The organism is Burkholderia sp. BDU5 (genome assembly GCF_001522845.1).
GTDB lineage: Bacteria > Pseudomonadota > Gammaproteobacteria > Burkholderiales > Burkholderiaceae > Burkholderia > Burkholderia mayonis.
In genome coordinates this window covers 16,332-41,522 of record NZ_LOWC01000145.1, presented here as the reverse complement: position 1 = coordinate 41,522, position 25,191 = coordinate 16,332, and the positions used below count along the sequence as shown (strand labels likewise).

Below are 25,191 nucleotides of genomic sequence, written 5' to 3'. Positions count from 1 at the left end.
CCATGGCACAGATCGTCTGCAGAAGTTTGACGAAGCGCTACGACGGCGGCCCGCCCGTCCTGCATCCGCTCGATCTCGAGATCGGCGACGGCGAGTTCATCGTGCTGCTCGGCCCGTCGGGCTGCGGCAAATCGACGATGCTGCGGATGATCGCGGGGCTCGAGGCGATCACGGGCGGCGAGCTCGCGATCGGCGAAGCCGTCGTCAACGCGTTGCCGGCGCGCGAGCGCAACGTCGCGATGGTGTTCCAGAACTACGCGCTGTACCCGCACATGACGGTGTACGACAACATCGCGTTCGGGCTGCGCCGCCTGAAGGCGCCGGCGGCCGAGATCGACCGGCGCGTGCGCGACGTCGCGCGGGTGCTGAGCCTCGACGCGCTCCTCGACCGCAAGCCGCGCGCGATGTCGGGCGGCCAGCAGCAGCGCGCGGCGATCGCGCGCGCGATGATCAAGACGCCCGACGTGTTCCTGTTCGACGAGCCGCTGTCGAACCTCGACGCGAAGCTGCGCGCGCAATTGCGCGGCGACATCAAGCGGCTCCATCAGCGCCTCAAGACGACGACGCTGTACGTGACGCACGACCAGCTCGAAGCGATGACGCTCGCGGACCGCGTCGTGCTGATGCGCGGCGGGCGCATCGAGCAGCTCGGCACGCCGGCCGAGCTGTACGGCTGCCCGCACACGGTGTTCGCGGCGGGCTTCGTCGGCACGCCGGCGATGAACTTCGCGGACGGCGCGATCGAGCGCGCCGACGGCGGCGTCACGCTCGCGACGGGCGGCGTGCGCTGGCCGCTCGCGGAACGCCGCTTCGCCGGCCTTGCCGACGGCCGGCGCGTGAAGCTCGCGATCCGGCCGAACTACCTGCGCATCGCGTCCACGGAGCGCGCGGGCGCGCCGGGCATGTCCGGCCTGCCGGATACGCCGGGCGCGCTCGCGCTCGAAGGCCGCGTCGAACTCGTCGAGCTGCTCGGCGCCGAGGCGCTCGTCACCTTCGACTGGAACGGCGCGCCGTTCGCGGCGCTCGTGCCGGCGTCGGCCGCCCCCAAGCTCGGCGCCGTGGTAACGTTCACGTTCGACGAGCGCGACCTGCATCTGTTCGACGCCTCCACCGAGCGCAACGTGATGCTGCCCGACGCCGGCGCGCCGGCCGACGCCGCGCGGCCCGAGGCCGCGACGCGGCTGCCGCCGGACACGCCGCGCACCCTGTCGATGTCGCGCGCTTGAACGACGGCCGCCGAGCCGCACCCGCAGGAGCGAGACATGAATCCAGACCTGGAAATCGTCCCCACCCGCCGCGACGAGTCGTTCCGCGCGTGGGTGCACGACTATCCGCACACGGTCGCGAAGTGGCATTTCCATCCGGAGTACGAAATCCACCTGATTCAGGCGTCGCACGGCAAGTGCTTCATCGGCGACTACATCGGCGATTTCGCGCCCGGCAATCTCGTCGTCACGGGGCCGAACCTGCCGCACAACTGGATCAGCGAGCTCGGCCCCGGCGAGCGCGTGCCGTCGCGCGACGTCGTGCTGCAGTTCTCGCGCGACGCAGTCGAGAAGATGGTTGCCGCGTTCGCCGAGTTGCAGCCGGTGCTCGATCTGATCGACGACGCGTCGCGCGGCGTGCAGTTTCCGGATGACGTCGGCGCGGCGGCCGCGCCGCTGATGCTCGAGCTGGCGAGCGCGCACGGCTGCCGGCGCATCGAGGTGCTGATGTCGCTGTTCGACCGGCTGTCGTCGTGCGCCGAGCGCCGCACGCTCGCCGGCCCCGGCTACCGGATCGATGCGCAGCACTACATGTCGTCGACGATCAACCAGGTGCTCGCGTACCTGCGGCAGAACCTGCCCGGCGCGCTGCGCGAGACCGATGTCGCCGAATTCGCCGGCATGAGCATCAGCACGTTCACGCGCTTCTTCCGCCGCCATACCGGCTCGACGTTCGTCCAGTACCTGAACCGGCTGCGGATCAACGAGGCGTGCGAGCTGCTGATGCTCTCCGCATTGAGCGTCACCGACATCTGCTATCGGGTCGGCTTCAACAACCTGTCGAACTTCAACCGGCAGTTCCTCGCGATGAAAGGCATGCCGCCGTCCCGATTCCGCGCGCTGCACCGGCTGAACGAACCGCACGCTCCCTCGGCCGCGCCCGCCGCGCCGCTGCCGGACGCGCGCGCTGTCTCCCACTCGCACCGGAGCCTCCACCCGTGACCTTTCTCGGCATCGATCTCGGTACGTCCGAAGTCAAGGCGATCCTCACCGACGCCGATTCCGCGCCGCTCGCCGCCGGCGGCGCGCCGCTCGCCGTCGACCGCCCGCATCCGCACTGGTCCGAACAAAGCCCGCAGGCCTGGTGGCACGCGACGCTCGACGCGATCGCCGCCGTGCGCGCCGCGCATCCGCGCGGCTTCGCCGCGTTGCGCGGGATCGGCCTGTCCGGCCAGATGCACGGCGCGACGCTGCTCGATCGCGCGGGACAGGTGCTGCGCCCCGCGATCCTGTGGAACGACACGCGCGCCGCGGCCGAATGCGTCGAGCTCGAGGCGCTCGTCCCCGAATCGCGCGCGATCACCGGCAACATGGCGATGCCGGGCTTCACCGCGCCGAAGCTGCTGTGGCTTGCGAAATACGAGCCCGCGGTGTTCCGCGCCGCGCACAAGGTGCTGCTGCCGAAGGACTACGTCGCGTGGCGGCTGTCCGGCGAATTCGTGTCCGACCTGTCGGACGCGTCCGGCACGCTGTGGCTCGACGTCGGCCGGCGCGACTGGTCCGAGCGGATGCTCGCCGCGACCGAGCTGTCGCGCGAGCAGATGCCGCGCCTCGTCGAAGGCAGCGCGGCCGCCGGGCAATTGCGCGACGCGCTGCGGCGCGACTGGGGCGTGGCCGGCCCCGTCGCGATCGCGGGCGGCGCGGGCGACAACGCGGCGAGCGCGATCGGCATGGGCGTCGCGAACGCGGGCAGCGGATTCCTGTCGCTCGGCACGTCGGGCGTGCTGTTCGCCGGCAACGACCGCTTCGCGCCGAATCCCGGCGACGGCGTGCACGCGTTCTGCCATTGTCTGCCGGCGCGCTGGCATCAGATGAGCGTGATCCTGTCGGCGGCGGCGAGCCTCGACTGGTTCGCGAAGACCCGCGACGTCGCCATCGACATGCTGCCCGCGCTCGCCGAACGCGCGGATGCGGCGCGCGCGCCGCTCTTCTTGCCGTACCTGAGCGGCGAGCGCACGCCGCACAACGACGCGAACGCGCGCGGCGTGTTCTTCGGACTCGCGAGCGAGCATCGCGCGGGCGATCTCGCGTACGCGGTGATGGAAGGCGTCGCGTTCGCGATGGCGGACGGCTACGCGGCGCTGCGCCACGCCGGCACGACGCTCGACGACGCATCGTTCATCGGCGGCGGGTCGAAGAGCGCGTTCTGGGCGCGGCTGTGCGCGAACGCAACGGGGCTCGCGATGCATCGGCACGCGAGCGGCGCGGTGGGCGCGGCGCTCGGCGCGGCGCGGCTTGCACGGCTCGCGGCGACGCGCGATGCGATCGACGACGTGTGCGTCGCGCCGGCGATCGCGGAGACATATCGGCCCGATCCGGCGTCGGCGGATTGGCTCGGCGCGCGGCTTGCGCGGTATCGGCGGCTGTATCGGGCGTTGAAGGGCGAATTTGTCGCTTAGCGACGCGAAGGCCTTCGATGGTCTGTGTACGGCCGGCCGCCGGGTCAGGTTACGTCGCGTCCGTGCGCGCGAACGAACGCCTTCGTTTGACTCCGCGCGGCGTATCGTCTGCTGGATGCCTTCGCCACGCGCCTGTCAAGCTGGCGGGGCTCGGTTGGTCTTTCTTTCACGAGCGGCCGAAAAGAACGATGCATCGCTGGCGTGTAGCCTGCGTGGGCGTCGGTGGGCGGGGGCTCATGGGGCGGGCGGAAAGTGACTTTGGCTGCCCGAGTCGACTCGCGGTCGCGATGCCTCGATGCCTCGATGCCTCGAGGGTGTTATGAACTTTACCGCTGATAAGGCAAGATGTCGGAATGAAAACCCGCAAGCCTTATCCGAGCGATGTAAGCGACGAAGAATGGTCGTTCGTTGTGCCGTATCTGGCGCTGGCTAGTGGGAGAAGACAGCGAACAACGCCGCCACGAGCTTCGCGAGGTCTTCAATGCGCTGCGCTGGCTGATCAGAAGCGGCGCGCCGTGGCGCATGTTGCCTAATGACCTGCCCCCGTGGGAAGCGGTCTATCAACAGACGCAGCGCTGGATGCGCGCGGGCTGTTTCGAGGCGATCATGGATGATCTGCGAGAACTGTTGCGCATGTGCGATGGACGCAAAGCGCAACCCAGTGCCATGATCCTGGACAGCCGCACATTGCAATCGACCCCGGAATCCGGCGCGCGCGCCGGCTACGACGGCGCGAAGCGCCGCAAGGGTTCGAAAGTGCATCTGGCGGTCGATACTCTGGGTCAGTTGCTGGCACTGCATGTGACACCGGCCAATGAGCAGGATCGCGCACAGGTCGAGCAATTGGCCCATGCGGTACAAGAATTGACCGGCCAGAGCGTGGCGCTTGCGTACGTGGATCAGGGCTATACCGGCGAAGCGGCTCGTCAGGCAGCACAAAGCCACGGCATTGAGTTGGAGGTGATCAAGCACACCCGAGGCCAAACGCGGTTTCGTGTTGCTGCCCAGATGCTGGGTGGTCGAACGCAGCTTCGCATGGGCCGCGCGCTTTCGACGCCTCGCGCGCGACTATGAACGCTTGCCTCACACGCTGGCCGGATTCCATTTCCTCGCCTTCGCCTGTCTAAGGCTGCCCAAAATCATCGACTTCATTCATATAGGTTCATAACAGGCTCTAGGTTCGCGAGCGCCCGGCGGAACGGCGCGGCCGAGACCGGCTCGGCCAGGGCCGCCGACTCACGCATCGCCGCTCACTCGTGGCGGCGCGGTCGAGCGGTCGCCTCGGCGACGCGGTCGACCCAGCCCCGGTAGAACGCGCGGTACTTGAGCACGAGCTTGTCGTACTTGCTGTACGCGCCGCCGCCGTCCGGCTTCATCCCGTTCCAGATTTTGACGTCGTACCCCGCGGCCTGTCTGGTCTGCAACCCGAACAGCACGTAGTCGGTCGCGCGGCGCAAGGCGCCGCCCACCTTCTTGATCGAGATGAGCATGTGCATGACGTTTTTGCCGTCGCTCACCGGCGTCACACACTGGAGCAGCTTGTATTTGACGTCTCCGTCCAAGGCGACGGTCATGACGCACCCGCCGGGGTAGCCATCGAAGTGCAGGTTCATCTGCGACATGTGCCCGCCGAGCGCGCGCGACAGCATGCCGAGGGGCCCGAAGTACCGGTCCACGGTGAAGTCGATCCCGGCACCGAACCACGCGCCCGCCCGGGCCAGCGACTCGACCTCCGGCCACCGGCGCCAGTCGTCGAAGAGCTTGAGCTCGAAGGCCGAGATCGGGAGCGCGTGCACGGGGTGAGCGTGCTGCGCGTCGTAGAAGTTCTCGACGATCCGCAAGACCGCCGTCGTCGTCTCGAACGCGAAGTGCAGATGCATGAAGTCGCCGTTGTCGACGTCGGCCGCGGCGATTTCGGGCAGCGGGTGCAGCGGCTGCGGGGAGCCGTACCAGACCCACACGTAGCCGTATCGCTCGGCGGTGACCAACGTCAGCTGGCGCGCGCCGCGCGGGACGGGCTCCAGCCGGCACACCGCCGGGCTGTGGCCGGGGATGTGAACGCACTGGCCCTGCTCGTCGTACCGCCAGTGGTGAAACGGGCACTGGATGCACCCGTCCTTGACCCGCCCGTCGGCCAGGTTCGCGCCGAGGTGCGAGCAGTGGCGGTCCATCACCACGGCCCGCCCCGTCGCGCCGCGCCACGCCACGCACGGACGGCCGAAGAGCGTCAACGCCGTCGGCTTGTCCTTGAGGTCGTCCGAGCGCATCGCGACGTACCAGCTCGCGGCCAGGCGCGTGGTCGCGTCGTACGCCCCCGGGGGATGCTCCTTGGCGACCGCTTGATCCAATTGAACGTCGTTCATCGTTTTCGTGTCGGTGTCGGCCGACTACTTCAGCGCCAGGCCGATGCGGGTCGTGACGTACGCCTTGAGCAGCGCAAACATCGGGTTGTAGTCGAAGTACTTTTTCACCTCTGCCGGCGCGCTGGTTTGCGTCCAGTGCAGCAGCTTCATCGCCGGCAGTAGGCTGTACTTCGAGTTGTTGAGATGCGGCTTGGCCCCGGTGATGCAGTACCCGAAGCCGAACATCGGCCTGGCGAAGTCTCGTTCATCGATGAGGGCGTGAATCCGCGCCGCGGCCTCCTCGGCCGGCTTGCGCCCGGCGCTCACGGCCTCGACCTCGGCCTTGGCGTCGTTGAACAACTGGTAGTACCCCTCCATGTCAGCGCACAGGTACCCGAGGTACGGGGGGTCGTTGTCGAGGTGATCGAGGTCGCCCTCGTCACGCGACGCGCGGAACCTCGCGTGAGCTTGCACGAGCCGGAACTGCCCGAGGATCGTGCCGACCGCCCACAGGCGGTGGAACGCGTCCCACAGGCGGAAGTCCGAGAACGCCGTGTAGCAGCAGCTGACGAAGTCGTCGTTGTGGTCTAAAAGCTTCTGCTGCAGGCGCTCGATGTACTCGAAGCGCTCGGGGGAGAAGTCGTCGTCGCGCAGCGCCTTGATGAGGCGCGCCGCGAGCGCGTGGATGGTCACCGCGGTGTTCTCGAGCCCCCGGGAGAAGAGCGGGTCGATGAACCCGTTCGCGTGCAGCATCAGGCAGTAGCGGTCGCCGACGCAGGCGCTCGACGAGAATTGCAGGCGGTCGGTCTTGACCCAGTCGCGCACCGGCACGGCGTCCCGGAACTGCGCCCCGATGCTCGGGAACCGCGCGAGGAACGCGTCGAATTCCTGCTGCGCGGGGATGTCCGTTTTCGGGTAGATACGCGGGTCGAGCTGCAGGCCGACGCTCACCAGGTTGTTGGTCGACCGCGGGTGGTTGTTGAACGGAATCACCCAGAGCCAGCCACCCGCGAACATGTGGTGCAAGGTCCCCTCGTGCCAGCGCCAGCGCTGCCCCTTGACCTTGAAGATGTCGTCGAACGGCTTGACCCCGAGCATGTGCGTGTAGAGGCTGCGCGAGTGCGTCTTGAAGCGACACGGCTCTTCGCGGAGCTTGAACTTGGTCGCGAGCGGCGCGCGGGGTCCTCCGCAGTCGATCATGTACCGGCCAGTGAACCGTTCGCCCTGGGCGGTGGTCACCGCGACGCCGTCTTTGTCGGCGTGGTATTCGGTCACGTTCGTCTTCTGGCGGACCGTGCAGCCGTATTTAATGGCGGCTTGCAACAGGTAGGCGTCGACGTCTTGCCGGTAATAATGGCTCTCCGGCCCCCACGGCAGCTCGGGAATGACGCACTGCGTGAACTCCTTCGGGTCGTGCTCCCGGCCGGGCTTGTGGAACACGAAGCCGAAGTTGCGCTTGATGCCCGTGCTCGACGCGACGTAACGCTGCGTCGCGTAGAACGACGTGATGCGGTCGAGCTCCGGAATGCCGTAGCGATCGGCGATGATGCGGTTCATAAGAGACGTCTCGGGGATCGACGATTCGCCGATCGTGAACCGCGGGTGCGACGACTCCTCGATGATCAGCACGCGAAACTGTTGGTTGGCCAGGATGGCCCCCATCTGGGTGCCGGACATGCCCGAGCCGAGGATGATCACGTCGAAGTGGTTGCTGTCGCGCCCGTTCGCGGGGCTCTTCTGAGTCATGGGGCACACTCTCCTTGTGAGATGGAACACATGGCCGCGCGCGTCAGGCGTCAGGGCTCGTCGAGCGCCGCGCGGAGGCGGGACCGCGCGGCACGCGTGAGCGCGAGTAGATCGCCGAGCATGCTGGGCGCGTAGCCCCCGCTGCCGATCGTGGGGCCGCTTCGCCCGACTTCGTACGCCCGCTCCGCCAATTTGACGTGAGGCGCGCGAAAACGCAGCAGGATCTCGAAGACCCGGTCGAGGGCCGCCAGCCCGGCCCCGACGGGCTCGCCCCGCGCGCCGGCCGCTTGCGCCTCGTCGAGCACCCGATCGACGAGCGCCGGCTCCCCGGCGAACCGGGCGTAGATCGCCCTGAACGCGGGAAGCACGTAGGGCAGGTACGTCTCTTTGAATTCTCGATACGCGTGGTGGTTCGATTGCGAACCCCACAGTACGTGCTCCAGCACGAAGAGGGGCATTTCCACGGCACCGGGGCCGAGGTAGCTCTGGCCCCCGACCCGAATCGGTTCGTAGTAGGGGCGAAGCTCGTCGTAGAAGACCTGCACCGAGATATAGCGGTAGGCGTAAACGATCGATTCGACCATTTTGTGGAGATAGTCCGCCAGCTCGTCGCACCCTTCGGCGAACGCCGGCGACCGCAGGGGCACGTCGTACAGCTCGACGGTCATCTCGATGGCCGCCTCGAGGGCCGCCATCGAGATGCGCACGCTCTCGAGCAGGTGCGCTTCGTCGCGCAGCCCGGTGTAGCTCCGCTGCGCGTCGGCCGCCGCGGGGTTCCAGACTGTCACATGCAGGAGCGTCTCGCGCGGCGGCAGGTCGGTCGCGCGCGCCAAGTCGAGCAGCACCGGCTCGAGCCCGGGCACCACGTCCGCGGGCTCGTGTCCGTGCCGCTTGAGCGACCCCAGGAAGAACCCGATGTCCCGCATCGCGGCGGCGGCTTCGACGAAGCCCCAGCCGGAGGGCACGCCGCGCGCCGGGAGGAGCTCGCGCAACAGGCCAACGATGCCGGGCACGTCCTTTTTACGATTCAGGCCAGGCAGCTGCAGAACGAGCGCCCGCGCCTGCAGCGGATCGCAGGCCGCCACCGCAGCGTGCGTGGCCGCGAATGCACATACCCGGCCCAGGGCGCGCTCCACTACAGGATCTCCGGCGCCGCGAGCGTCGGCCCGGGCTGGCTGCGAGACAGCCCCGCGTCGCCCTCACGCAGCGACCGCAGGTAGTCGTAGTTCGTCGGCAGGCTCGTCCTCAGACGCTCGGCCTCGCGCCGGATGCGGGCGAACATCGCCTCGGCCTTATCGATCGACTCCGGCCGGTGCCGCAAGAGCGGCAGCGACCGGTCGGGCAGCATGCCCAAGCCGGCAAAGATGCAGTAGTAGTTTCCGTTCAACCAGAAGTTCTTGAATTCGTAGTCGAAGGTCTCGTAGTACGTGGAATCGTCGAACGACGTGGTGGTCAGCGGCAGCCCCGCCTTGTAGCGCTGAACCTTCTCCTTGATGGCGTCCGAGAGCCGGAGGTCGTGCCGGTTCGCGAGCCAGAACGGCGTGTCTTCGCGCGACGTGGCGAAATAGTGCGCCTGGACGAAATCCCGGCAGTCGTCGAACATGTGGACGATCTCGGCGTTGAACGCGTCGGTCAACCGCGGGTCGAACGAGGTATCGGGGAAGTGCTTCACGAGCTGGTAAAGCGCCGCGTAGATGAAGTAGATTCCCGTCGATTCCAGGGGCTCCAAAAAGCACGACGACAGCCCGATAGCGACGCAGTTGTTGACCCACGCCCGCCCGTTGCGCCCGACCCGGAACTTGATCTGATTGAGCGGCTGCTTGTCCGAGAGGCCCCAGAGGTCGAGGAAGTCGGCGGTGGCCTGGTCGCGCGAGGTGAACTTGCTCGAGAAGACGTAGCCGCTGCCGAACCGGCCCAGCATCGGAATCTTCCAGGTCCACCCCGAGTTCATGGCGATCGAGGAGGTGTACGGCTCGATCCCCACGCGCGCGTCGGCGTTGGGCACGGCGCTGGCGACCGCGCTGTCGCACAGCAGATAGTCGGACATGTCAATGAAGGGCTCCTTCAGGGCCTGGTTGATCAAGAGCCCCCGCATGCCGGAGCAGTCGATGAACAGGTCCGCCTCCAGCGTCCGCCCCTCCTTGGTGGACAGGCTGGAGATGTAGCCGCGGTCGTTCAGGTGAACCTCCACGACCTCGTCGACCACGCGGTTCACCCCGCGTTCGATGGCCCAGCGCTTCAAGAAGTCGGCCACCAGGTGCGCGTCGAAGTGCCACGCGTGGGACATTTGGCGGGTGCCGTCGGGCAGGCACGGTGCTAGCTTGCCGTCGAGCGCCTCAGGCTGCGGGTAGCAGGCGTACTCCATCGGCTGCTGGAAGCCCTGTTCGCGTTTGCGCAGCCAGTAATGGGTAAGCGGCACGCCGTCGCAGTTCGGCACGCTGCCGAACAAATGGTAGAAACAATCGTCGCGCGAGCGGCCGGGAGACTTCCTCCAGTTCACGAACTTGATGGCGGCCTTGAACGCGCCGTTCACCTGGGGCATCCACTCCCGCTCCGGTATCCCGAGGAAGTCGAAGAACACCTTCTGCAAACTCGGGATGGTCGCCTCGCCCACGCCGATCCGGGGGATCGCCGCAGACTCGATGAGCGTAATGTTCGCCTGCTGTTGGAGCGCCCGGACGAGGTACGAGGCGGCCATCCAGCCCGCGGTGCCGCCGCCCACGATGACGATATTCTTGATCGGGTTGCTCATGACACTCTTCTCATAGGATTTAAAACCTGAATGGATAGTGCCGCTTTATCGAGCTGAACTCGCAACTCGTCCGGTAACGCGTCATAACGTGTCTGGCTCATCACGACAAATGACACCGGGAAGGCATAGTGAATCGCAGCGAAGTTCGGCAACTCTCCGTGAAAAGACCTTCCAACCGCCCCATCGCCTGACGACAGCACACCGTCCAGCGCACCAGTCCGCAGCAGCGAACGCACTGCCCCCCCTGACAAAGCTGCCTTTCGGGCGCCAGCCACGTCTCCAGGGCAATGGAGAACGTCCTTCCACGCAATATCCGGACATCCTTGCCTGCATCCCCAGAGTTTGATCCGAGGCTGTTCCCCTCTCAATTCAAATAGAGGCACAATCGAACAATACGAGACGCCCATCGCATCGGCGGCACACCGCGCAAGGGATGCCGCGTCAACAGATTGACTTGCCGATATGGCAATCGCCATTAGTGCATCGAGATGCTCAGACAACACCATAGCAGTATTCACAATGGCACACCTCGCAAAATTTCATATCAATCTCAATTGACCCAGAGAAATACTCAATCCCAGCAAATATCGGCTAAATATTTTCCAACAAAAGATTTAATTTTTTAAAACAAAGAAATTCACTTTTTCATTGAGAGCGTGCGCGTCGACGAATTTTTTGTCTAAAAATGCGAAATGAACGACTGAACTCACTGGAAAGGAAATAAATTCATCATCATTTCTGAAACAAAGATGTCAACCTTGGCGCATTTCGGCGGTCTTGACCTGCTCCCCGCATTTAGTACGGTGACGGTGTAGAGTCCATTCCAGAGAGAAACGGCAATGAAAAAGCGATTCACCGAAGAGCAAATCATCGGCATTCTGAAGGAAGCCGAGGCTGGCCTGAAACCGGCGGAGCTGTGCCGCAAGTACGGCATCTCGGAAGCGACCTATTACAACTGGAAAGCGAAGTTCGGCGGGATGACGGTCCCCGAAGCGCAGCGCCTGAAGGAACTGGAGCAGGAAAACAACAAGCTCAATCGCCTGTTGGCCGAATCAATGCTCGACAACGCCGCGCTGAAGGATCTGCTGGCTTGAAAGTAGCAAGCCCGCAGGCCAAGCGCGAAGCGATCCGAATATTGATGACCGAACGCGCCATGGGTGTTACCCGGGCCTGCGGGCTGGTAGGGATTTCGCGCTCGCTGTTCCACTACGAATCACGCCGCCAAGTTGACGAGGAAGCGCTTGCCGGCCGGATGATGGCCATCGCCGCGCAGAAGCGCCGCTACGGCTATCGCCGGATTCACGTGCCGTTGCAGCGGGATGGCTGCTTCGCCAACCATAAGCGCATCTGGCGCCTGTACAGTAAGGCGGGACTGAGCGTGCGCAAGCGGCGACGCAAACGTATTGCGGCTGTCGAACGCACGCCGCTGCCGTTACCAACAGGCCCGAATCAGAGTTGGTCGATGGACTTCGTTTCTGACGGGCTGGCCTACGGTCGGCGGTTTCGATGCCTGAACGTGGTCGACGACTATGCGCGTTCATGCCGGGCCCGCTCCATTTGGGAAAGCAAAAATCAAATGAACGCCACTCATCCGAATTGATGCGGATTGACATCCATGCCGCATCGTCATTCCAGTCGATTGAAAGATATTTGCATTATTAAAATTAATAATTAAAATTATTCGAGTTCCACCTGCATTTAATTTTCAATCGCCATTCAAAAAATCCGCTGCAAGGTCGGCCCGGCCGTCTGAATTTTCCCAATCACGTTACAGGGCTGCGGGGCAAACCTGAATCCGAAAACCCACAGGATGGATGCCAGACGGCAACCGGCAAGTTCGTCATTCAGTCAAGCGCGGCACCGTGTATCCGGGCCGATGAACGAACAGGGAGATCGAGCGCACGCGGCGGCGGCGGCGGCGGCGGCGGCGGCGGCCTTCAAGATAGCCGCAAAATCGAATGGACAAACCGCCGCCGCTAAAACGTCCAACGCCGCCGTCCGGATCGTCAAACTCGCGTCGCCGACGGCATCCGTCGCAGCCGCCTCGGCAATGCGCGGCGCTTCATGCGTCCATGCGCCCCTCTACCCGACCATCGATACGCTTCCGCGAAATGCGCCGACGCGATCGCGGCGGCCGCTTCGGCGATCCATTCAAGCACATCGATTCATCGTCGCGGCCTCACTCGCTTCTCGTCCGCGCACACTTCCACTCACGCGCCGCGCCCGACTGCTTTTCGTTCATTCGACGACCGATATCCAATCTCCATTTACACCGGCATCAATCGAAATTTCTTTCAAATATTACGTCTTTGATCGAAATCAAAATCGCATTCCATTTCACACATTCACTCATATAGCCACAATAAAACACATTTCATTCGACATTCCCAAGGACGATCAAAATATAATTCGCCTCGATGCTCAAAGTGCCATCGATATCGATTCGATCACGTCAATTCCACTCCCGCCGGCAATCGCCCCCCCTATCCGACACCCTCTCCATCATCCTGATCTTCCGATTCACACAATGACGAGTGAGCAACAATCGATAACCATCACGCACCCGCCCGAACAGCGCCTGCCGGCCTTGCCTCGTCGCATCCTGGGCGCAATGCTGGTCGTCGCGACATCCGTCGCGGCGAGCGGCGCGCACGCAAACCCGGCGCCGCAGATTCAAGCGGCTTCGTGGCTCGTCGTCGATGCCGACTCCGGCAAGACGCTCGCCGAGCACAACGTGAACGCGCGCCGCGAGCCGGCGTCGCTGACCAAGCTGATGACCGCGTACCTCGCGCTCGATGCGCTGAAGCAAGGAACGCTGCACTGGGACGAGAAGGTCGAAATCGCCGCCGCCGATATCGCGTCCGTCGGCAACGACGAAGCGCGGATGTATCTCGCGCCGGGCCAGCTCGTCCAGGTGCGCGACCTCGTGCGCGGCCTGATCGTCGCGTCCGCCAACGATGCGGCGCTCGTGCTCGCGAAGCGGATAGGCGGCAGCCCCGCCGGCTTCGCGAAACGGATGAACGACGCGGCGCAGCAGCTCGGCATGCGCGATTCGCACTTCGTGTCGCCGTCCGGGATCACCACGCCCGATCACTATTCGACCGCGCACGACCTGTCGATTCTCGCCCGGCATCTGGACCAGGATTTTCCGGCGTTCTACGCGTTCTCGTCGCAGCCGCATTTCGAATACGGAAAATTCGCGAAGACGAACAAGAATCGCCTGCTCGGCACCGATCCGACCGTCGACGGCATGAAGACGGGCCATACGAATGCAGCCGGCTGGTGCATGGTCGTCACCGCGAAACGCCGCGTCGCCGGCGCGTCCGCGAAGCATCGCGTGATTGCCGTGCTGCTCGGCGAGCCGACGGAAAAGCAGCGGCTCGCCGATGCGAGAAGACTCCTCGACTGGGGCTTCGCGTCGCTCGGCGGCGAGCATCCGGCCGCGAACGGCGCGCGCCGGGCCGGCCCGCAGGCTGGCGAGCGCCGCTCGGCGGAATCGGCGCGCATGCTCTGACATTCGCGTAGCCGAACACCGCGCTTCATGCGTTTGCGCGGCGACGGCGGCGCAAACGCATGAGGCGCACGCCGCCGTCGATAGCACGCCGAAGCGGCGCGCGCCGCCCGGCCGATTCACCTTTCCCTTCATCGCTCGCCCGGCATCGCGCCGCGCGTGACGGCGTGCTTCGTCGCGTCCCGTTTCCGTGCGCGCTCGTCCGACAGCGAAGAACGCGCCGGCCGCCGGCCACGACGGCATTCCGACGTCACCAGCATTCCGGCCGCGCAGGCTTCGCCCCGGATGCCCTCCACCACGCTTCCGTCACCGCGAGGACGACTCGACATCCATCCGATCATGCTGAGATCCACTGCATCGCTTCACCGCGGCCCGCGCGGCCTGCCCCGATGGCGCTCGCGCTGTGTCCTCGGACTCCTCTGCGCCGGCTTCGCCGCACTCGCCGTGCGCGCACTCTGGGTCCAAGTCGTGCATAGCGATTTCTACATCCGGCAAGGCGTCAAACGCTACGAGCACACGTTCGAAGCCTCGCCGGCGCGCGGGCGCATCCTCGATCGCAACGGCGGCGTGCTCGCGATCGACAAGCCCGTTGCCGACGTGTGGATCGAGCCCGAAGCGTTCCGCCGCGCGACGCGCGCGCAAATGCATGCGCTCGCGTCGCTGCTTCGGCTGCCGGGCGACGCGCTTGCCGCCAAGGCGATCAGCAGCCGCCAGTTCCTGTACGTGAAACGATGGGTCGAAGCGGACCTGGCCGCGCGCATCGGGCAGCTCGCCGCGCCCGGCGTGCATCTCGGCCGCGCGACGCGGCGCTATTACCCAGGCGGCAGCGATTTCGCGCAACTCGTCGGCTTCGTCGGCGCGGACGGACACGGGCTCGAAGGCGTCGAACTCGCCGACGACGCCGCGCTGTCGGGCATCGGCGCGAAGCGCGACATGATCGTCGACCGGATGGGCCGTCCCGTCGACGTCGGCGATGTCGAGTCGGCGGGCCGGCCCGGCGCGGACATCCGGCTGTCGATCGACCGCCGGCTCCAGCATCTCGCGCGGCTCGCCGTCGAAGAGACCATCGCGCGCACCGCCGCGGCCGCCGGCTGCGCGATCGTCGTCGATGCGAAAACGGGTGAGATTCTCGCACTCGTCAATCTACCGTCCTTCGATCCGAACGGGCAGCCCGCCGCGTATGACGACCGCTTTCGCGATCGCGCGCTGACCGACGTCTTCGAGCCGGCGTCGACGCTCAAGCCGTTGACCGTCGCGCTCGCGCTGAGCGAAGGCGTCGTCACGCCGGACACGCGCTTCGACACGTCGCCCGGCGTGTTGCAAATCGACGGCGCGACGATTCACGATACCGGCGATTTCGGCGAACTCACTGTCACGCAGATCATCGCGAAATCGAGCAATGTCGGCATGGCGAAGATCGCCGAGCGGCTGCGCGCGCAGGACATGTGGCAGACGTTCGCGCGCGCGGGCATCGGCGAGCGCCCGCTCGCCGGGATGCCGGCGATCGCGCGCGGCACGCTGAGGCCGGCGCGCGGCTGGAAGCCGATCGAACGATTGACGATGTCGTACGGCTACGGGCTGTCGATGTCGCTCGCGCAGCTCGCCGACGTCTACACCGCGTTTGCCGGCGACGGCCGCCGGATACCGCTGTCGCTGACGCACGCGAGCGCGCCGCCGGAACGCGTGCCCGTCGTGCCGGCGGCGGTCGCGCGGCAGATCCGCGCGATGCTCGAGACGGACGGCGCCGAAGGCACCGCGCGCGTCGCCCGCCTGCCCGACTACCGGATCGGCGCGAAGACGGGCACCGCCCGCAAGCTGTCGGGCAAGCGCTATGCGCGCGGCAAGTATCGCGCGCTGTTCGTCGGCATGGCGCCGATGAGCGATCCCCGCCTGATCGTCGCCGTGATGATCGACGAGCCGTCGCGCGGCTCGTACTACGGCGGCCCCGCGGCCGGCCCCGCGTGGGCCGGGATCATGGAGAACGCGCTGCATCTGCTCGGCGTGCCGCCCGATCGATCGCCGACGCGGCATGCGTGACGCATGCCCCGGCCGCCTCGTCCATTCTCATCGCGCGCCGGTCGAGTCGCCGCAATCCGGCCCGCGCGCGAGCCATCCGTTCGGAATCTCGACATGTTGAAACTCAAGCATCGCTTCTTCCGCCGCGCATCGCGCGCGGCATCCGACACCCCGAACGAAGCCGGACACGCCGCCCCCGACGGCGATCGCCAACGCGAGCCGAACGCCGCGACGCGCGTGCGCGCCGGCGCGCGATCGAAACATCATGCCGCCCGCGAACGGGCGCTCGACTCAGGACGCGGCGTTGGCCGGCGTCTTGCCCGCGCAAAGGCCCGTTCCGGCCGACGGCCTGCCGCGCGCCGCCCACGAGACGCGCCTGCCGCGCCGGCGCGACTGCATCTGCCGCCACCGCCCGTACATCTGCTTCGGTCCGCGATAAGCGGTGTCCCGTGAGTCGGGCGCCGCCTCCGCTTCAATAAACGTCTCGCGCATAACGCTTGTCCTTTGCGAGCCGTGCGACGTAGTCCGCCGCCTGCTCGTCCGTCATCCCCCCATGCCGCGCGACGATCGTCTTCAACGCCGCGTCGACGTCCTTCGCCATGCGCGCCGCGTCGCCGCACACGTAGAAATGCGCGCCCTCCGCGAGCCACGCCCATAGCGCCGCGCCCTGTTCGAGCATCCGGTCCTGCACGTAGATCTTCTCTTTCTGGTCGCGCGAGAACGCGAGATCGAGCTGCGTCAGGAAACCGTCCGCCTGCATCTGCGTGAGCTCGTCGCGGTAGTAAAAATCGGTGTCCGCATGCTGCTCGCCGAAGAACAGCCAGTTGCGCCCCTTCGCGCCGCGCGCGCGGCGTTCGTGCAGAAAGCCGCGAAACGGCGCGATGCCCGTGCCCGGCCCGACCATCACGATCGGCGCGTCGCCGCTTGCGGGCGGCCGGAAATGCGCGGACTTCTGCACGAACACCGGCACGCCCGCGTCGGCCGCGCGATCCGCGAGGAACGTCGACGCGACGCCCTTGCGCTGTCGCCGCCCGTTGCTGTATCGGACCGCCGACACGGTCAGATGGATCTCGCCGCGGTGCGCGTTCGGGCTCGACGCGATCGAATAGAGGCGCGGCTGCAGGCGCTTCAGCATCCCGGCGAGCTCGGCCGCCGACAGCTCGACAGGAAACTCGTGCAGCACGTCGGCGAGCTGCTGCCCCCACAGCCAGTTTTTCAGGTCCGCCTTGCGGTCGTCGCCGAGCAGGCGCTTCAGCGCGCCGCCCGCGCGGCTGCGCGACGCGATGAACGCGAGCGCGTCCGGATGCGGCCGCGTGATGTCGAGGTGCTTGGCGAGCGCGTCGGCGACCCGCAGCTCGCCGACGCCCGCGACCGTCACCGGCGTGTCCGGCTTCAGGTGCGTGAGCGTCAGCAGCTCGTCGACGAGTTCAGGGCAGTTCGTCGGCCACACGCCGAGCGCGTCGCCCGTTTCGTACTCGATCGCCGCGCCATCCGTCGACAGCGACACGTAGCGCGTATCCTTCGCCGCGCCCGGCTCGTTGAGCCGCAGGTTCGCGACGAGCCGCGACGCGGCCGGGCGCGTCTTCGTCGGAATCGCGCCCGACGGGATCATCCCGTCCGCCGGCACCGCGTGCAGCGCCGCGTCCTCTTCCTTGATTCGCGCGATCACGCGGTCGAGCCACGCGTCGGCGGCCGGCTGGTATTCGGCGTCGCAATCGACGCGCTCGACGAGGCGCGCCGCGCCGCGCTCCGCGAGCCGCGCGTCGAGCCGGCGGCCGTGGCCGCAGAACAGGTCGTAGTTGCGGTCGCCGAACGCGAGCACCGCGTAGCGGACGCCGTCGAGCCGCGCGGCGTCCGCCGCATCGAGCGCCGTCCAGAATTCCTGGCCGTTGTCGGGCGCGTCGCCGTCGCCGAACGTGCTCGTCATCAGCAGCACGTACTGCGCTTTCGCGAGCGCGGCGGCCGGATAGTCGGCCATGCACGCGACGCGGATCTCGAAGCCCGAATCCATCAATTGCGTCGCGTAACGCTCGGTCAGCGATTCGACGTTGCCCGTCTGCGACGCCCACAGCAGCACGACCTTCGGCCGCGTGCGCACGATCCGCACGCCGCTCGGCGCGGGCGACGCATCGGCCGACGCGGGCGACGCGGACACCGTCGAGGCGGCGCGTGCGCAAGCCGCTGCCGAAGCCTCGCCGGACACGCGGCTGAACAGCCCGGCGAGCAGCCCGTCGACCCACAGACGCGTGTCGCCCGCAAGCGGCGCGCTCGCCGGCAGCACCGGCACGCCGCCCGGCCGCCCGCCTTCGGCGGCGCGCAGGCCGCTGACGAAGCCTGCGACGTAGACGCGCTCCGCGTCGGTGAGCCGCGGCGCGCTCGCCGCAGCCGGAACGCCCAGCAGCGCGGCGAAGGTGTCGATATCGGACATGTCCAGTTCCTTGGGCGCGGCGTCGGCGGCTTCGAACGACGCCCCGGACACCGCGCCGGCCCGCGCATTGCGCGATTCGGCGAGCGACGCGCGGCCGTCATCGCCCGCATCGTCGACCGCGTCGACGCGCGCGAGCGCGACCGCGCAGAATTTGAGTCCGGGTTGCAGCGACACCGGATCGACCGCGTCGTTCGTGACCGCGTTCACGCACAGGTCGTCGCCGTACACGTCGTTCCAGTGCATCGGCGCGAAGCACGCGCCCGGCTGCACGCGATCGGTGACGACGGCGGGCAGCACCGCGCGGCCGCGCGCCGAGCGGATCTCGACCGCGTCCTTCGCCGCGATCGACAGCGCGGCCGCGTCGTCCGGATGGATCTCGACGAACGGACGCGGATTCAGCTTGTTCAGCATCGCGACCTTGCCCGTCTTCGTCATCGTATGCCATTGATGCTGCAGGCGGCCCGTATTCAGCACGATCGGGAATTCGGGCGTCGGCGTCTCGGCCGCCGCGGCGTGCGGACGCGCGAAGAAGCGCGCCTTGCCGGTCGGCGTCGGGAACTCGAGCGCCGGCGCCGCGCCGTCGGGCAGCGTCGCGCGCGGCCGGCTCGCGCCGTCGTTCAGATAGCGGATCGGATGGCGGTCCTGCCCGTCGTCCGGCGGGCAAGGCCATTGCAGCGGCGTGTCGCGCAGCGCCGCGTGGCTCGCGCCGCGCAGGTCGTAGCCCGTCTTCGGATTCGCGAAGCGCTTGATCTCGTCGAACACATCGGAGGCCGAACGATAGTCGAACGCGTCGCCGTAGCCCATCTCGCGCGCGACCGCCGCGACGATCCGCCAGTCCGGCCACGCGCCGCCGGGCGGCTCGACCGCCTGCCGCATCAGCGTCAGGTTGCGCTCCGAGTTGATCATCACGCCTTCCGCTTCCGCCCACAGCGCGCCCGGCAGCAGGATGTCCGCGTAGCGGTTGGTTTCGGTGTCGAGGAACGCGTCCTGCACGATCACGACGTCCGCCGCCTGCAACCCCGCGATGACGTTCTTGCGGTTCGCGACGGTCGCCGCCGGATTCGTGCAGATGATCCAGCACGCCTTGACGTCGCCCGCGGCCATCTTCGCGAACAGGTCGACGGTGCCGCCGCCCGCATCCTTTCTGAGCGTGCCGGCCGGCAGGCTCCACACGTCCTCGACGAAGCGGCGGTCTTCGTCGTCGAGCGCCGAGCGCTGGCCGGGCAGCCCCGGCCCCATGTAGCCCATCTCGCGGCCACCCATCGCGTTCGGCTGGCCGGTCAGCGAGAACGGGCCGCTGCCCGGCCGGCAGATCCTGCCCGTCGCGAGATGCAGGTTGCAGATCGCGTTCGTGTTCCAGGTGCCGTGCGTGCTCTGGTTGAGCCCCATCGTCCAGCAGCTCGTCCACTCGCGCGCGTCGCCGATCCATTGCGCGGCGAGCCGGATGTCGGCTTCGGCGATGCCGGTGATCCCGGCGGCCTTGTCCGGCGCGTATGCGTCGAGAAAGCCGGGCATCGCGTCCCAGCCTTCGGTGTGCGCGGCGATGAAGTCCGCGTCGGTCTTGCCGTTCGCGTGCAGCAGATAGAGCAGGCCGTTCATCAGCGCGAGGTCGGCGCCCGGCTTGATCTGCAGGAAGAGATCCGCCTTGTCCGCGGTCGCGGTGCGGCGCGGATCGACGACGATCAGCTTCGCGCCCGCCTTCACGCGGTCCATCATCCGCAGGAAAAGGATCGGATGGCAGTCCGCCATGTTCGAGCCGATCACGAAGAACAGGTCCGCGCGATCGAAGTCCTGATACGAGCCGGGCGGGCCGTCCGCGCCGAGCGACAGCTTGTAGCCGCTCCCCGCGCTCGCCATGCAAAGCCGCGAGTTCGATTCGATGTGCGGCGTGCGCACGTAGCCTTTCGCGAGCTTGTTGACGAGATACTGCGCTTCGAGCGACATCTGGCCCGACACGTAGAACGCGAGCGCGTCGGGGCCGTGCGCGTCGAGCGCCGCGCGCAGCCGGCGCGCGGTCTCGGCGATCGCGTCGGCGATCGGCACGGGCGCCGGATCGCGGTCGCGCGCGTCGCGCACGAACGCGCGCTCCAGGCGGCCCGCGTTGCGCAGCGCGACGTGCGCCGACGAGCCCTTCGTGCACAGCCGCCCGAAGTTGGCCGGATGCTCGGTGTCGCCGGACACCTTGACCACCTCGCCGTCCTCGACGTGCAGCACCATCCCGCAGCCGACGCCGCAGTACGGGCACACCGTCTTCACGCTCGCGCTCGCCATGTTCGCTCGCCTCGCGATCAGTTCGCGCGCGTCACGCGGCGATCCACACGTAGCCGTCCTCGATGCGCGACGGATACGCGTTCACCGACTTGTCCGGCGCTTCGAGGCACTCGCCCGTGCGCAGGTCGAAGTGATGCTTGTAGAGCGGCGACGCGACGACGACCCGCTCGCCGAGGCTGCCGATCAGCCCGCGCGACAGCACGGCGGCCTGCGAATGCGGATCGACGTTGCCGATCGCGAACGCGCGGCCGCACCCGCCGCCGTCGTCGACGTGGAATACGGCGACCTGCTCGCCATTGACGAGCGCGCACACGCCCGTGTTCGGCACGATGTCGTCGAGCGCGCAGACGGGCGTCCACGCGGATGCGTCTCGATGGCTGCTCATGGTGTCCTCCTTGCTGTAACTGACGATGACGGGACGTTCAAGCCGTTTCGGTCGTGATTTCCGCCTCGGCCTCGCGCAGGCGGCTCGCGTCGGCCGCGTGCGCGTCGCGTTCGTCCAACGTCGCCGGGCGGATCTGGCCGCGCGCCTCGACGAACGCGATCGTCGAATCGGACGCGTCGCTGTTGACGAAATGGCGGAAGCGGCGGCGCGTCGCCGGATCGGTGACGGCTTTCTTCCATTCGCATTCGTACGTGTCGACGACGTGCTGCATCTCGGCCTCGAGCTCCGCCGCGAGCCCGAGCTTGTCGTGGACGACGACGTCGATCAGGTAGTCGAGCCCGCCTTCGAGGTTGTCGCGCCACACGCTCGTGCGCTGCAGCCGGTCGGCGGTGCGGACGTAGAACATCAGGAAGCGGTCGATGTAGCGAACGAGCGTGTCGCGGTCGAGGTCGGCGGCGAGCAGTTCCGCGTGGCGCGGCTTCATCCCGCCGTTGCCGCACACGTACAGGTTCCAGCCCTTCTCGGTCGCGATCACGCCGATGTCCTTGCCCTGCGCCTCCGCGCATTCGCGCGTGCAGCCGGATACGCCGAATTTCAGCTTGTGCGGCGCGCGCAGCCCCTTGTAGCGGTTCTCGAGCGCGATCGCGAGGCCGACCGAATCGCCGACGCCGTAGCGGCACCACGTCGAGCCGACGCACGATTTCACCGTGCGCACCGACTTGCCATATGCGTGGCCCGATTCGAAGCCGGCCGCGATCAACGCTTCCCAGATGAGCGGCAACTGCTCGACGCGCGCGCCGAACAGATCGACGCGCTGACCGCCCGTGATCTTCGTGTAGAGGCCGTATTTCTTCGCGACCTGGCCGACCGCGATCAGCCCTTCGGGCGTGACCTCGCCGCCCGGCATCCGCGGCACGACCGAATACGTGCCGTCGCGCTGGATGTTCGCGAGGAAGTAGTCGTTCGAATCCTGCAGGCCCGCGTGCTCCTTCTTCAGCACGAATTCGTTCCAGCACGATGCGAGGATGCCCGCGACGGCCGGCTTGCAGACGTCGCAGCCGAGGCCGCGGCCATGCTTCTTCAACAGCGCGCCGAACGTCTTGATCCGCTCGACGCGCACCAGGTGATAGAGCGCCTGCCGCGAATGCGGGAAGTGCTCGCACAGGTGGTTGTCGACGTCGAGGCCCTGCTTCTTCATCTCGGCCTTCATCACCTGCGTGACGAGCGGCACGCAGCCGCCGCACGACGTGCCCGCGCCGGTGCAGCGCTTCAGCGCGCCGATGCTCGCCGCGCCGCCCGCGACCGCTTCGCAGAGTTGCGCCTTCGTCACGTTGTTGCACGAGCAGATCTGCGCGGCGTCCGGCAGCGCGTCGACGCCGAGCGCCGGCTTCGCGCCGCCGGACGCCTGCGGCAGGATCAGGAATTCCGGCGCGTCCGGCAGCTCGATCCGGTTCAGCATCATCTGCAGCAGCGTGCCGTACTCGGCCGCGTCGCCGACCATCACCGCGCCGAGCAGTTCCTTGCCGCATTCGGACACGACGAGCTTCTTGTAGACTGCTTTGCGCTCGTCGGCGAACTGGTACGTGCGGCAGCCGGGCGTCTTGCCGTGCGCATCGCCGATGCTCGCGACGTCGACACCCATCAGCTTGAGCTTCGTGCTCATGTCCGCGCCGGTGAACGCGCCGTCGCCGCCCGCGAACTGCTGCGCGACGACGCGCGCCATGTCGTAGCCGGGCGCGACGAGACCGAAGGTCTGGCCGTTCCACGCCGCGCATTCGCCGATCGCGTAGATGTCCGCATCGCTCGTCCGGCAGTTGCTGTCGATCGCCACGCCGCCGCGCGTGCCGATCTCGAGCCCGCACTGCCGCGCGATCTCGTCGCGCGGCCGGATGCCCGCGGAGAACACGATCATGTCGGCGTCGAGATGCGTGCCGTCGGCGAATTCCATCCGGTGCGCGCCCGTCTCGCCGTCGACGATCGCGAGCGTGTTCTTGCCCACGTGCACCCTCACGCCGAGCGCCTCGATCTTGCCGCGCAGCATCCGGCCGCCGCCTTCGTCGACCTGCACCGCCATCAGGCGCGGCGCGAACTCGACGACGTGCGTCGCGAGCCCCATGTCGCGCAGCGCCTTCGCGCATTCGAGACCGAGAAGGCCCCCGCCGACGACGACACCCGACTTCGCGCGCACGCCGCACGCCTGCATCGCTTCGAGATCCTCGATCGTTCGGTACACGAAGCAATCGGCGCGCTCGCGGCCTGGCACGGGCGGCACGAACGGCGTCGAGCCGGTCGCGAGCACGAGCTTGTCGTATGCGAGCGTCTCGCCCGTCGACAGCGTGACCGTGTGCGCGTCGCGATCGATCGCGACCGCCTTCGTGTCGAGCAGCAGACGGAAGTTCGGATGACGCTCGAAGAAGCCCGGCTCGACGAGCGACAGATCGTCGGCCGACTTGCCCGCGAAGAATTCGGACAGATGGACGCGGTCGTACGCGGGACGCGGCTCCTCGCAGATCACCGCGACCTGCGGCGCGGCCGACGCGTCCCGCGCGCCGGCCGCGATGCATTCGAGCAGCTTGTGACCGACCATCCCGTGACCGATGACGACGATTTTCATGATGGATGCCCTCTGTTAATTCGTGAAGCCGTTCGCGGCGAGCGCGCGGTCGCGCAGCGCCGCCTCGCGAGCCTTGTGCTCGGCGCTGAACCGTACCGCGAGCGCGCAGAACGCGGAAACGGTGACGAATAGGCCTAGCAGCGTGAGCGTTTGTTGGATATCGCCGACGCCCTTCATCAGGAAGCCGGCCGCGACCGCGCCGACATTGCCGCCCGCGCCGACGATCCCCGCGACGCCGCCGAGCGCGCGGCGGTCGATGAACGGCACGAGCGCGTACGTCGCGCCGCACGCCATGTGCGTGAAGAGACCGAACGCGACCATCGCGGCGACGGCGATCGCGACGCTGCCCGCATGCGCGAACCACAGGAGCCCGAGCCCCTCGCCGACGATCAGCATGAACAGCAGCGTCGCGCGCACGTCGAGCCCCCGGCGCGCGGCGACGCGATCGGACAGCCAGCCGCCCAGCGCGCGCGCGAACAGCGCGAGAAGGCCGAAGATGCCGGCGGCGAGGCCCGCGTCCTTCAGCGACAGCTGGAAGTGATTGACGTAATAGAGCGCGGCGATGTTGTGCATGAACACCTCGACGCCGAAGCACGCGCCATAGGTGACGAACAGCATCCACACGCGGTAGTTCGCGCACGCGGCGGAAAAGCTCGCGAAGCCGCCCTTCTTGCCGCTGTCGATCGTCACGCCGCGCGCGCGCAGCGCGACGAAATCGCCCTGCGGGCAATCCTGCGTGCAGCGCCAGTAGACGACCGCCATCACGAGCATCGCGACGCCCGGCGCTGCGAGCGCGGCGCGCCACGCGAACGCGTGGCCGAATCCGAGCATCAGCGCGGCGGCGATCAGGAGCGGCATCGCGGCCTGCGCGGCGCCCGCGCCCGCGTTGCCCCAGCCGGCGGCCGTCGCGTTCGCGGTGCCGACGACGTTCGGCGCGAACATCACCGACGTGTGGTACTGCGTGATCACGAAGCTCGCGCCGATCGCGCCGATGCCGAGGCGGCACAGCAGGAACGTCAGGTAGTCATGCGAGAACGACACCGCGAACACCGGAATCGCGCCGAGCGCGAGCAGCCCCGCATAAACGCGGCGCGGGCCGAAGCGGTCGCACAGCGGACCGACGACGAGCCGCACGGCGATCGTCGCCGCGACGGCCGCGATGTTGACGTTCGCGACCTGATCGGCGCTCAGCCCGAATTCGCGTGCGATGAGCGGCATCAGCGGCGCGCACGCGAACCACGCGAAGAAACACACGAAGAACGCCATCCACGTCAGATGAAAGGCGCGCATCGGCGCGGTGCGCCAGTCGAGAAGGTCGATGCGGGTGGCTTTGTCGGACATCTTGTCTCACCAAACGAAAACGGCGTCCTGCGAACCCGGTCGAGTGACCGGATGCGTAGGACGCCGTTGCCCAGGAAGCCCGTTGCCGGGCGGATCGATATTCGGTGCTGCGAAGCGAATC

17 protein-coding genes and 1 pseudogene are annotated in these 25,191 nt (G+C 67.3%); 9 read left to right on the top strand and 9 right to left on the bottom strand.

Features of this window, described 5'->3' with window-relative positions; genetic code table 11:
- Positions 1-2: 2 nt before the first annotated feature.
- The 4 genes and pseudogenes from WS69_RS22920 (at position 3) to WS69_RS22905 (ending at position 4,832) form a co-directional block, all read left to right on the top strand.
- Positions 3-1,226, top strand: a complete 1,224-nt coding sequence (locus WS69_RS22920; protein WP_059472970.1) for an ABC transporter ATP-binding protein — start codon at positions 3-5, stop codon at positions 1,224-1,226.
- A gap of 36 nt (positions 1,227-1,262) precedes the next feature.
- Positions 1,263-2,207, top strand: a complete 945-nt coding sequence (locus tag WS69_RS22915; RefSeq protein WP_059472969.1) for an AraC family transcriptional regulator — start codon at positions 1,263-1,265, stop codon at positions 2,205-2,207.
- On the top strand, positions 2,204-3,664 hold the full coding sequence (gene xylB / locus WS69_RS22910; protein ID WP_059472968.1) for a xylulokinase: 1,461 nt from the start codon (positions 2,204-2,206) through the stop codon (positions 3,662-3,664). The genes WS69_RS22915 and xylB overlap by 4 nt, the downstream gene beginning before the upstream one ends.
- Before the next feature lie 353 nt (positions 3,665-4,017).
- Positions 4,018-4,832 (top strand): annotated as a pseudogene (locus WS69_RS22905) (IS5 family transposase).
- 82 nt (positions 4,833-4,914) lie between these two features.
- Here the strand turns inward: WS69_RS22905 and WS69_RS22900 are convergent.
- Genes WS69_RS22900 through WS69_RS35045 form a run of 5 tightly spaced genes read right to left on the bottom strand, consistent with a single transcriptional unit; the run spans position 4,915 to position 11,010 of the window.
- Positions 4,915-6,027: a Rieske 2Fe-2S domain-containing protein gene (locus WS69_RS22900; protein WP_059472967.1), complete on the bottom strand. Its 1,113-nt coding sequence runs from the start codon at positions 6,025-6,027 to the stop codon at positions 4,915-4,917.
- Positions 6,028-6,051: 24 nt separating this feature from the next.
- Complete coding sequence (locus tag WS69_RS22895; protein ID WP_059472966.1) at positions 6,052-7,752, bottom strand: NAD(P)/FAD-dependent oxidoreductase; 1,701 nt, start codon at positions 7,750-7,752, stop codon at positions 6,052-6,054.
- Between the two features lie 50 nt (positions 7,753-7,802).
- Positions 7,803-8,888 (bottom strand): monodechloroaminopyrrolnitrin synthase PrnB family protein, encoded by a 1,086-nt coding sequence (locus WS69_RS22890; protein WP_059472965.1) that lies wholly within the window; start codon positions 8,886-8,888, stop codon positions 7,803-7,805.
- Positions 8,888-10,504: a tryptophan halogenase family protein gene (locus WS69_RS22885; protein ID WP_059472964.1), complete on the bottom strand. Its 1,617-nt coding sequence runs from the start codon at positions 10,502-10,504 to the stop codon at positions 8,888-8,890. The genes WS69_RS22890 and WS69_RS22885 overlap by 1 nt, the downstream gene beginning before the upstream one ends.
- Complete coding sequence (locus WS69_RS35045; RefSeq protein WP_231747198.1) at positions 10,501-11,010, bottom strand: hypothetical protein; 510 nt, start codon at positions 11,008-11,010, stop codon at positions 10,501-10,503. Before WS69_RS35045 ends, WS69_RS22885 begins: the two co-directional genes overlap by 4 nt.
- Positions 11,011-11,343: 333 nt before the next feature.
- Between WS69_RS35045 and WS69_RS22880 the strand changes: the two genes are divergently transcribed.
- The 5 genes from WS69_RS22880 to WS69_RS31985 all read left to right on the top strand — a co-directional run bounded on the left by WS69_RS22880 (position 11,344) and on the right by WS69_RS31985 (position 16,484).
- Positions 11,344-11,598 (top strand): transposase, encoded by a 255-nt coding sequence (locus tag WS69_RS22880; protein WP_059472963.1) that lies wholly within the window; start codon positions 11,344-11,346, stop codon positions 11,596-11,598.
- Positions 11,595-12,104, top strand: coding sequence for an IS3 family transposase (locus WS69_RS33695; protein WP_156438341.1), 510 nt, complete (start codon positions 11,595-11,597; stop codon positions 12,102-12,104). The genes WS69_RS22880 and WS69_RS33695 overlap by 4 nt, the downstream gene beginning before the upstream one ends.
- A gap of 927 nt (positions 12,105-13,031) precedes the next feature.
- Positions 13,032-14,018, top strand: a complete 987-nt coding sequence (locus WS69_RS22870) for a D-alanyl-D-alanine carboxypeptidase family protein (RefSeq protein WP_059472962.1) — start codon at positions 13,032-13,034, stop codon at positions 14,016-14,018.
- A 336-nt stretch (positions 14,019-14,354) separates the two neighbouring features.
- On the top strand, positions 14,355-16,052 hold the full coding sequence (locus WS69_RS22865; protein ID WP_059472961.1) for a peptidoglycan D,D-transpeptidase FtsI family protein: 1,698 nt from the start codon (positions 14,355-14,357) through the stop codon (positions 16,050-16,052).
- A 93-nt stretch (positions 16,053-16,145) separates the two neighbouring features.
- Positions 16,146-16,484: a hypothetical protein gene (locus WS69_RS31985; RefSeq protein WP_082716398.1), complete on the top strand. Its 339-nt coding sequence runs from the start codon at positions 16,146-16,148 to the stop codon at positions 16,482-16,484.
- 19 nt (positions 16,485-16,503) lie between these two features.
- Here WS69_RS31985 and WS69_RS22855 read toward each other — a convergent pair whose 3' ends face one another.
- From WS69_RS22855 to WS69_RS22840, 4 genes are read right to left on the bottom strand one after another with little or no spacing between them, the layout of a single operon-like run.
- Entirely contained in the window at positions 16,504-20,730 is a 4,227-nt protein-coding gene (locus WS69_RS22855; protein ID WP_059472959.1) for a bifunctional nitrate reductase/sulfite reductase flavoprotein subunit alpha, read from the bottom strand.
- Between the two features lie 31 nt (positions 20,731-20,761).
- Positions 20,762-21,115: a nitrite reductase small subunit NirD gene (nirD, locus tag WS69_RS22850; protein ID WP_059472958.1), complete on the bottom strand. Its 354-nt coding sequence runs from the start codon at positions 21,113-21,115 to the stop codon at positions 20,762-20,764.
- A gap of 37 nt (positions 21,116-21,152) precedes the next feature.
- Entirely contained in the window at positions 21,153-23,729 is a 2,577-nt protein-coding gene (nirB, locus tag WS69_RS22845) for a nitrite reductase large subunit NirB (RefSeq protein WP_059472957.1), read from the bottom strand.
- Positions 23,730-23,744: 15 nt separating this feature from the next.
- Positions 23,745-25,070 carry an MFS transporter gene (locus tag WS69_RS22840; protein WP_059472956.1) on the bottom strand — a complete coding sequence of 442 codons (1,326 nt, stop codon included), beginning with the start codon at positions 25,068-25,070 and terminating at the stop codon, positions 23,745-23,747.
- Between the last annotated feature and the right edge of the window lie 121 nt (positions 25,071-25,191).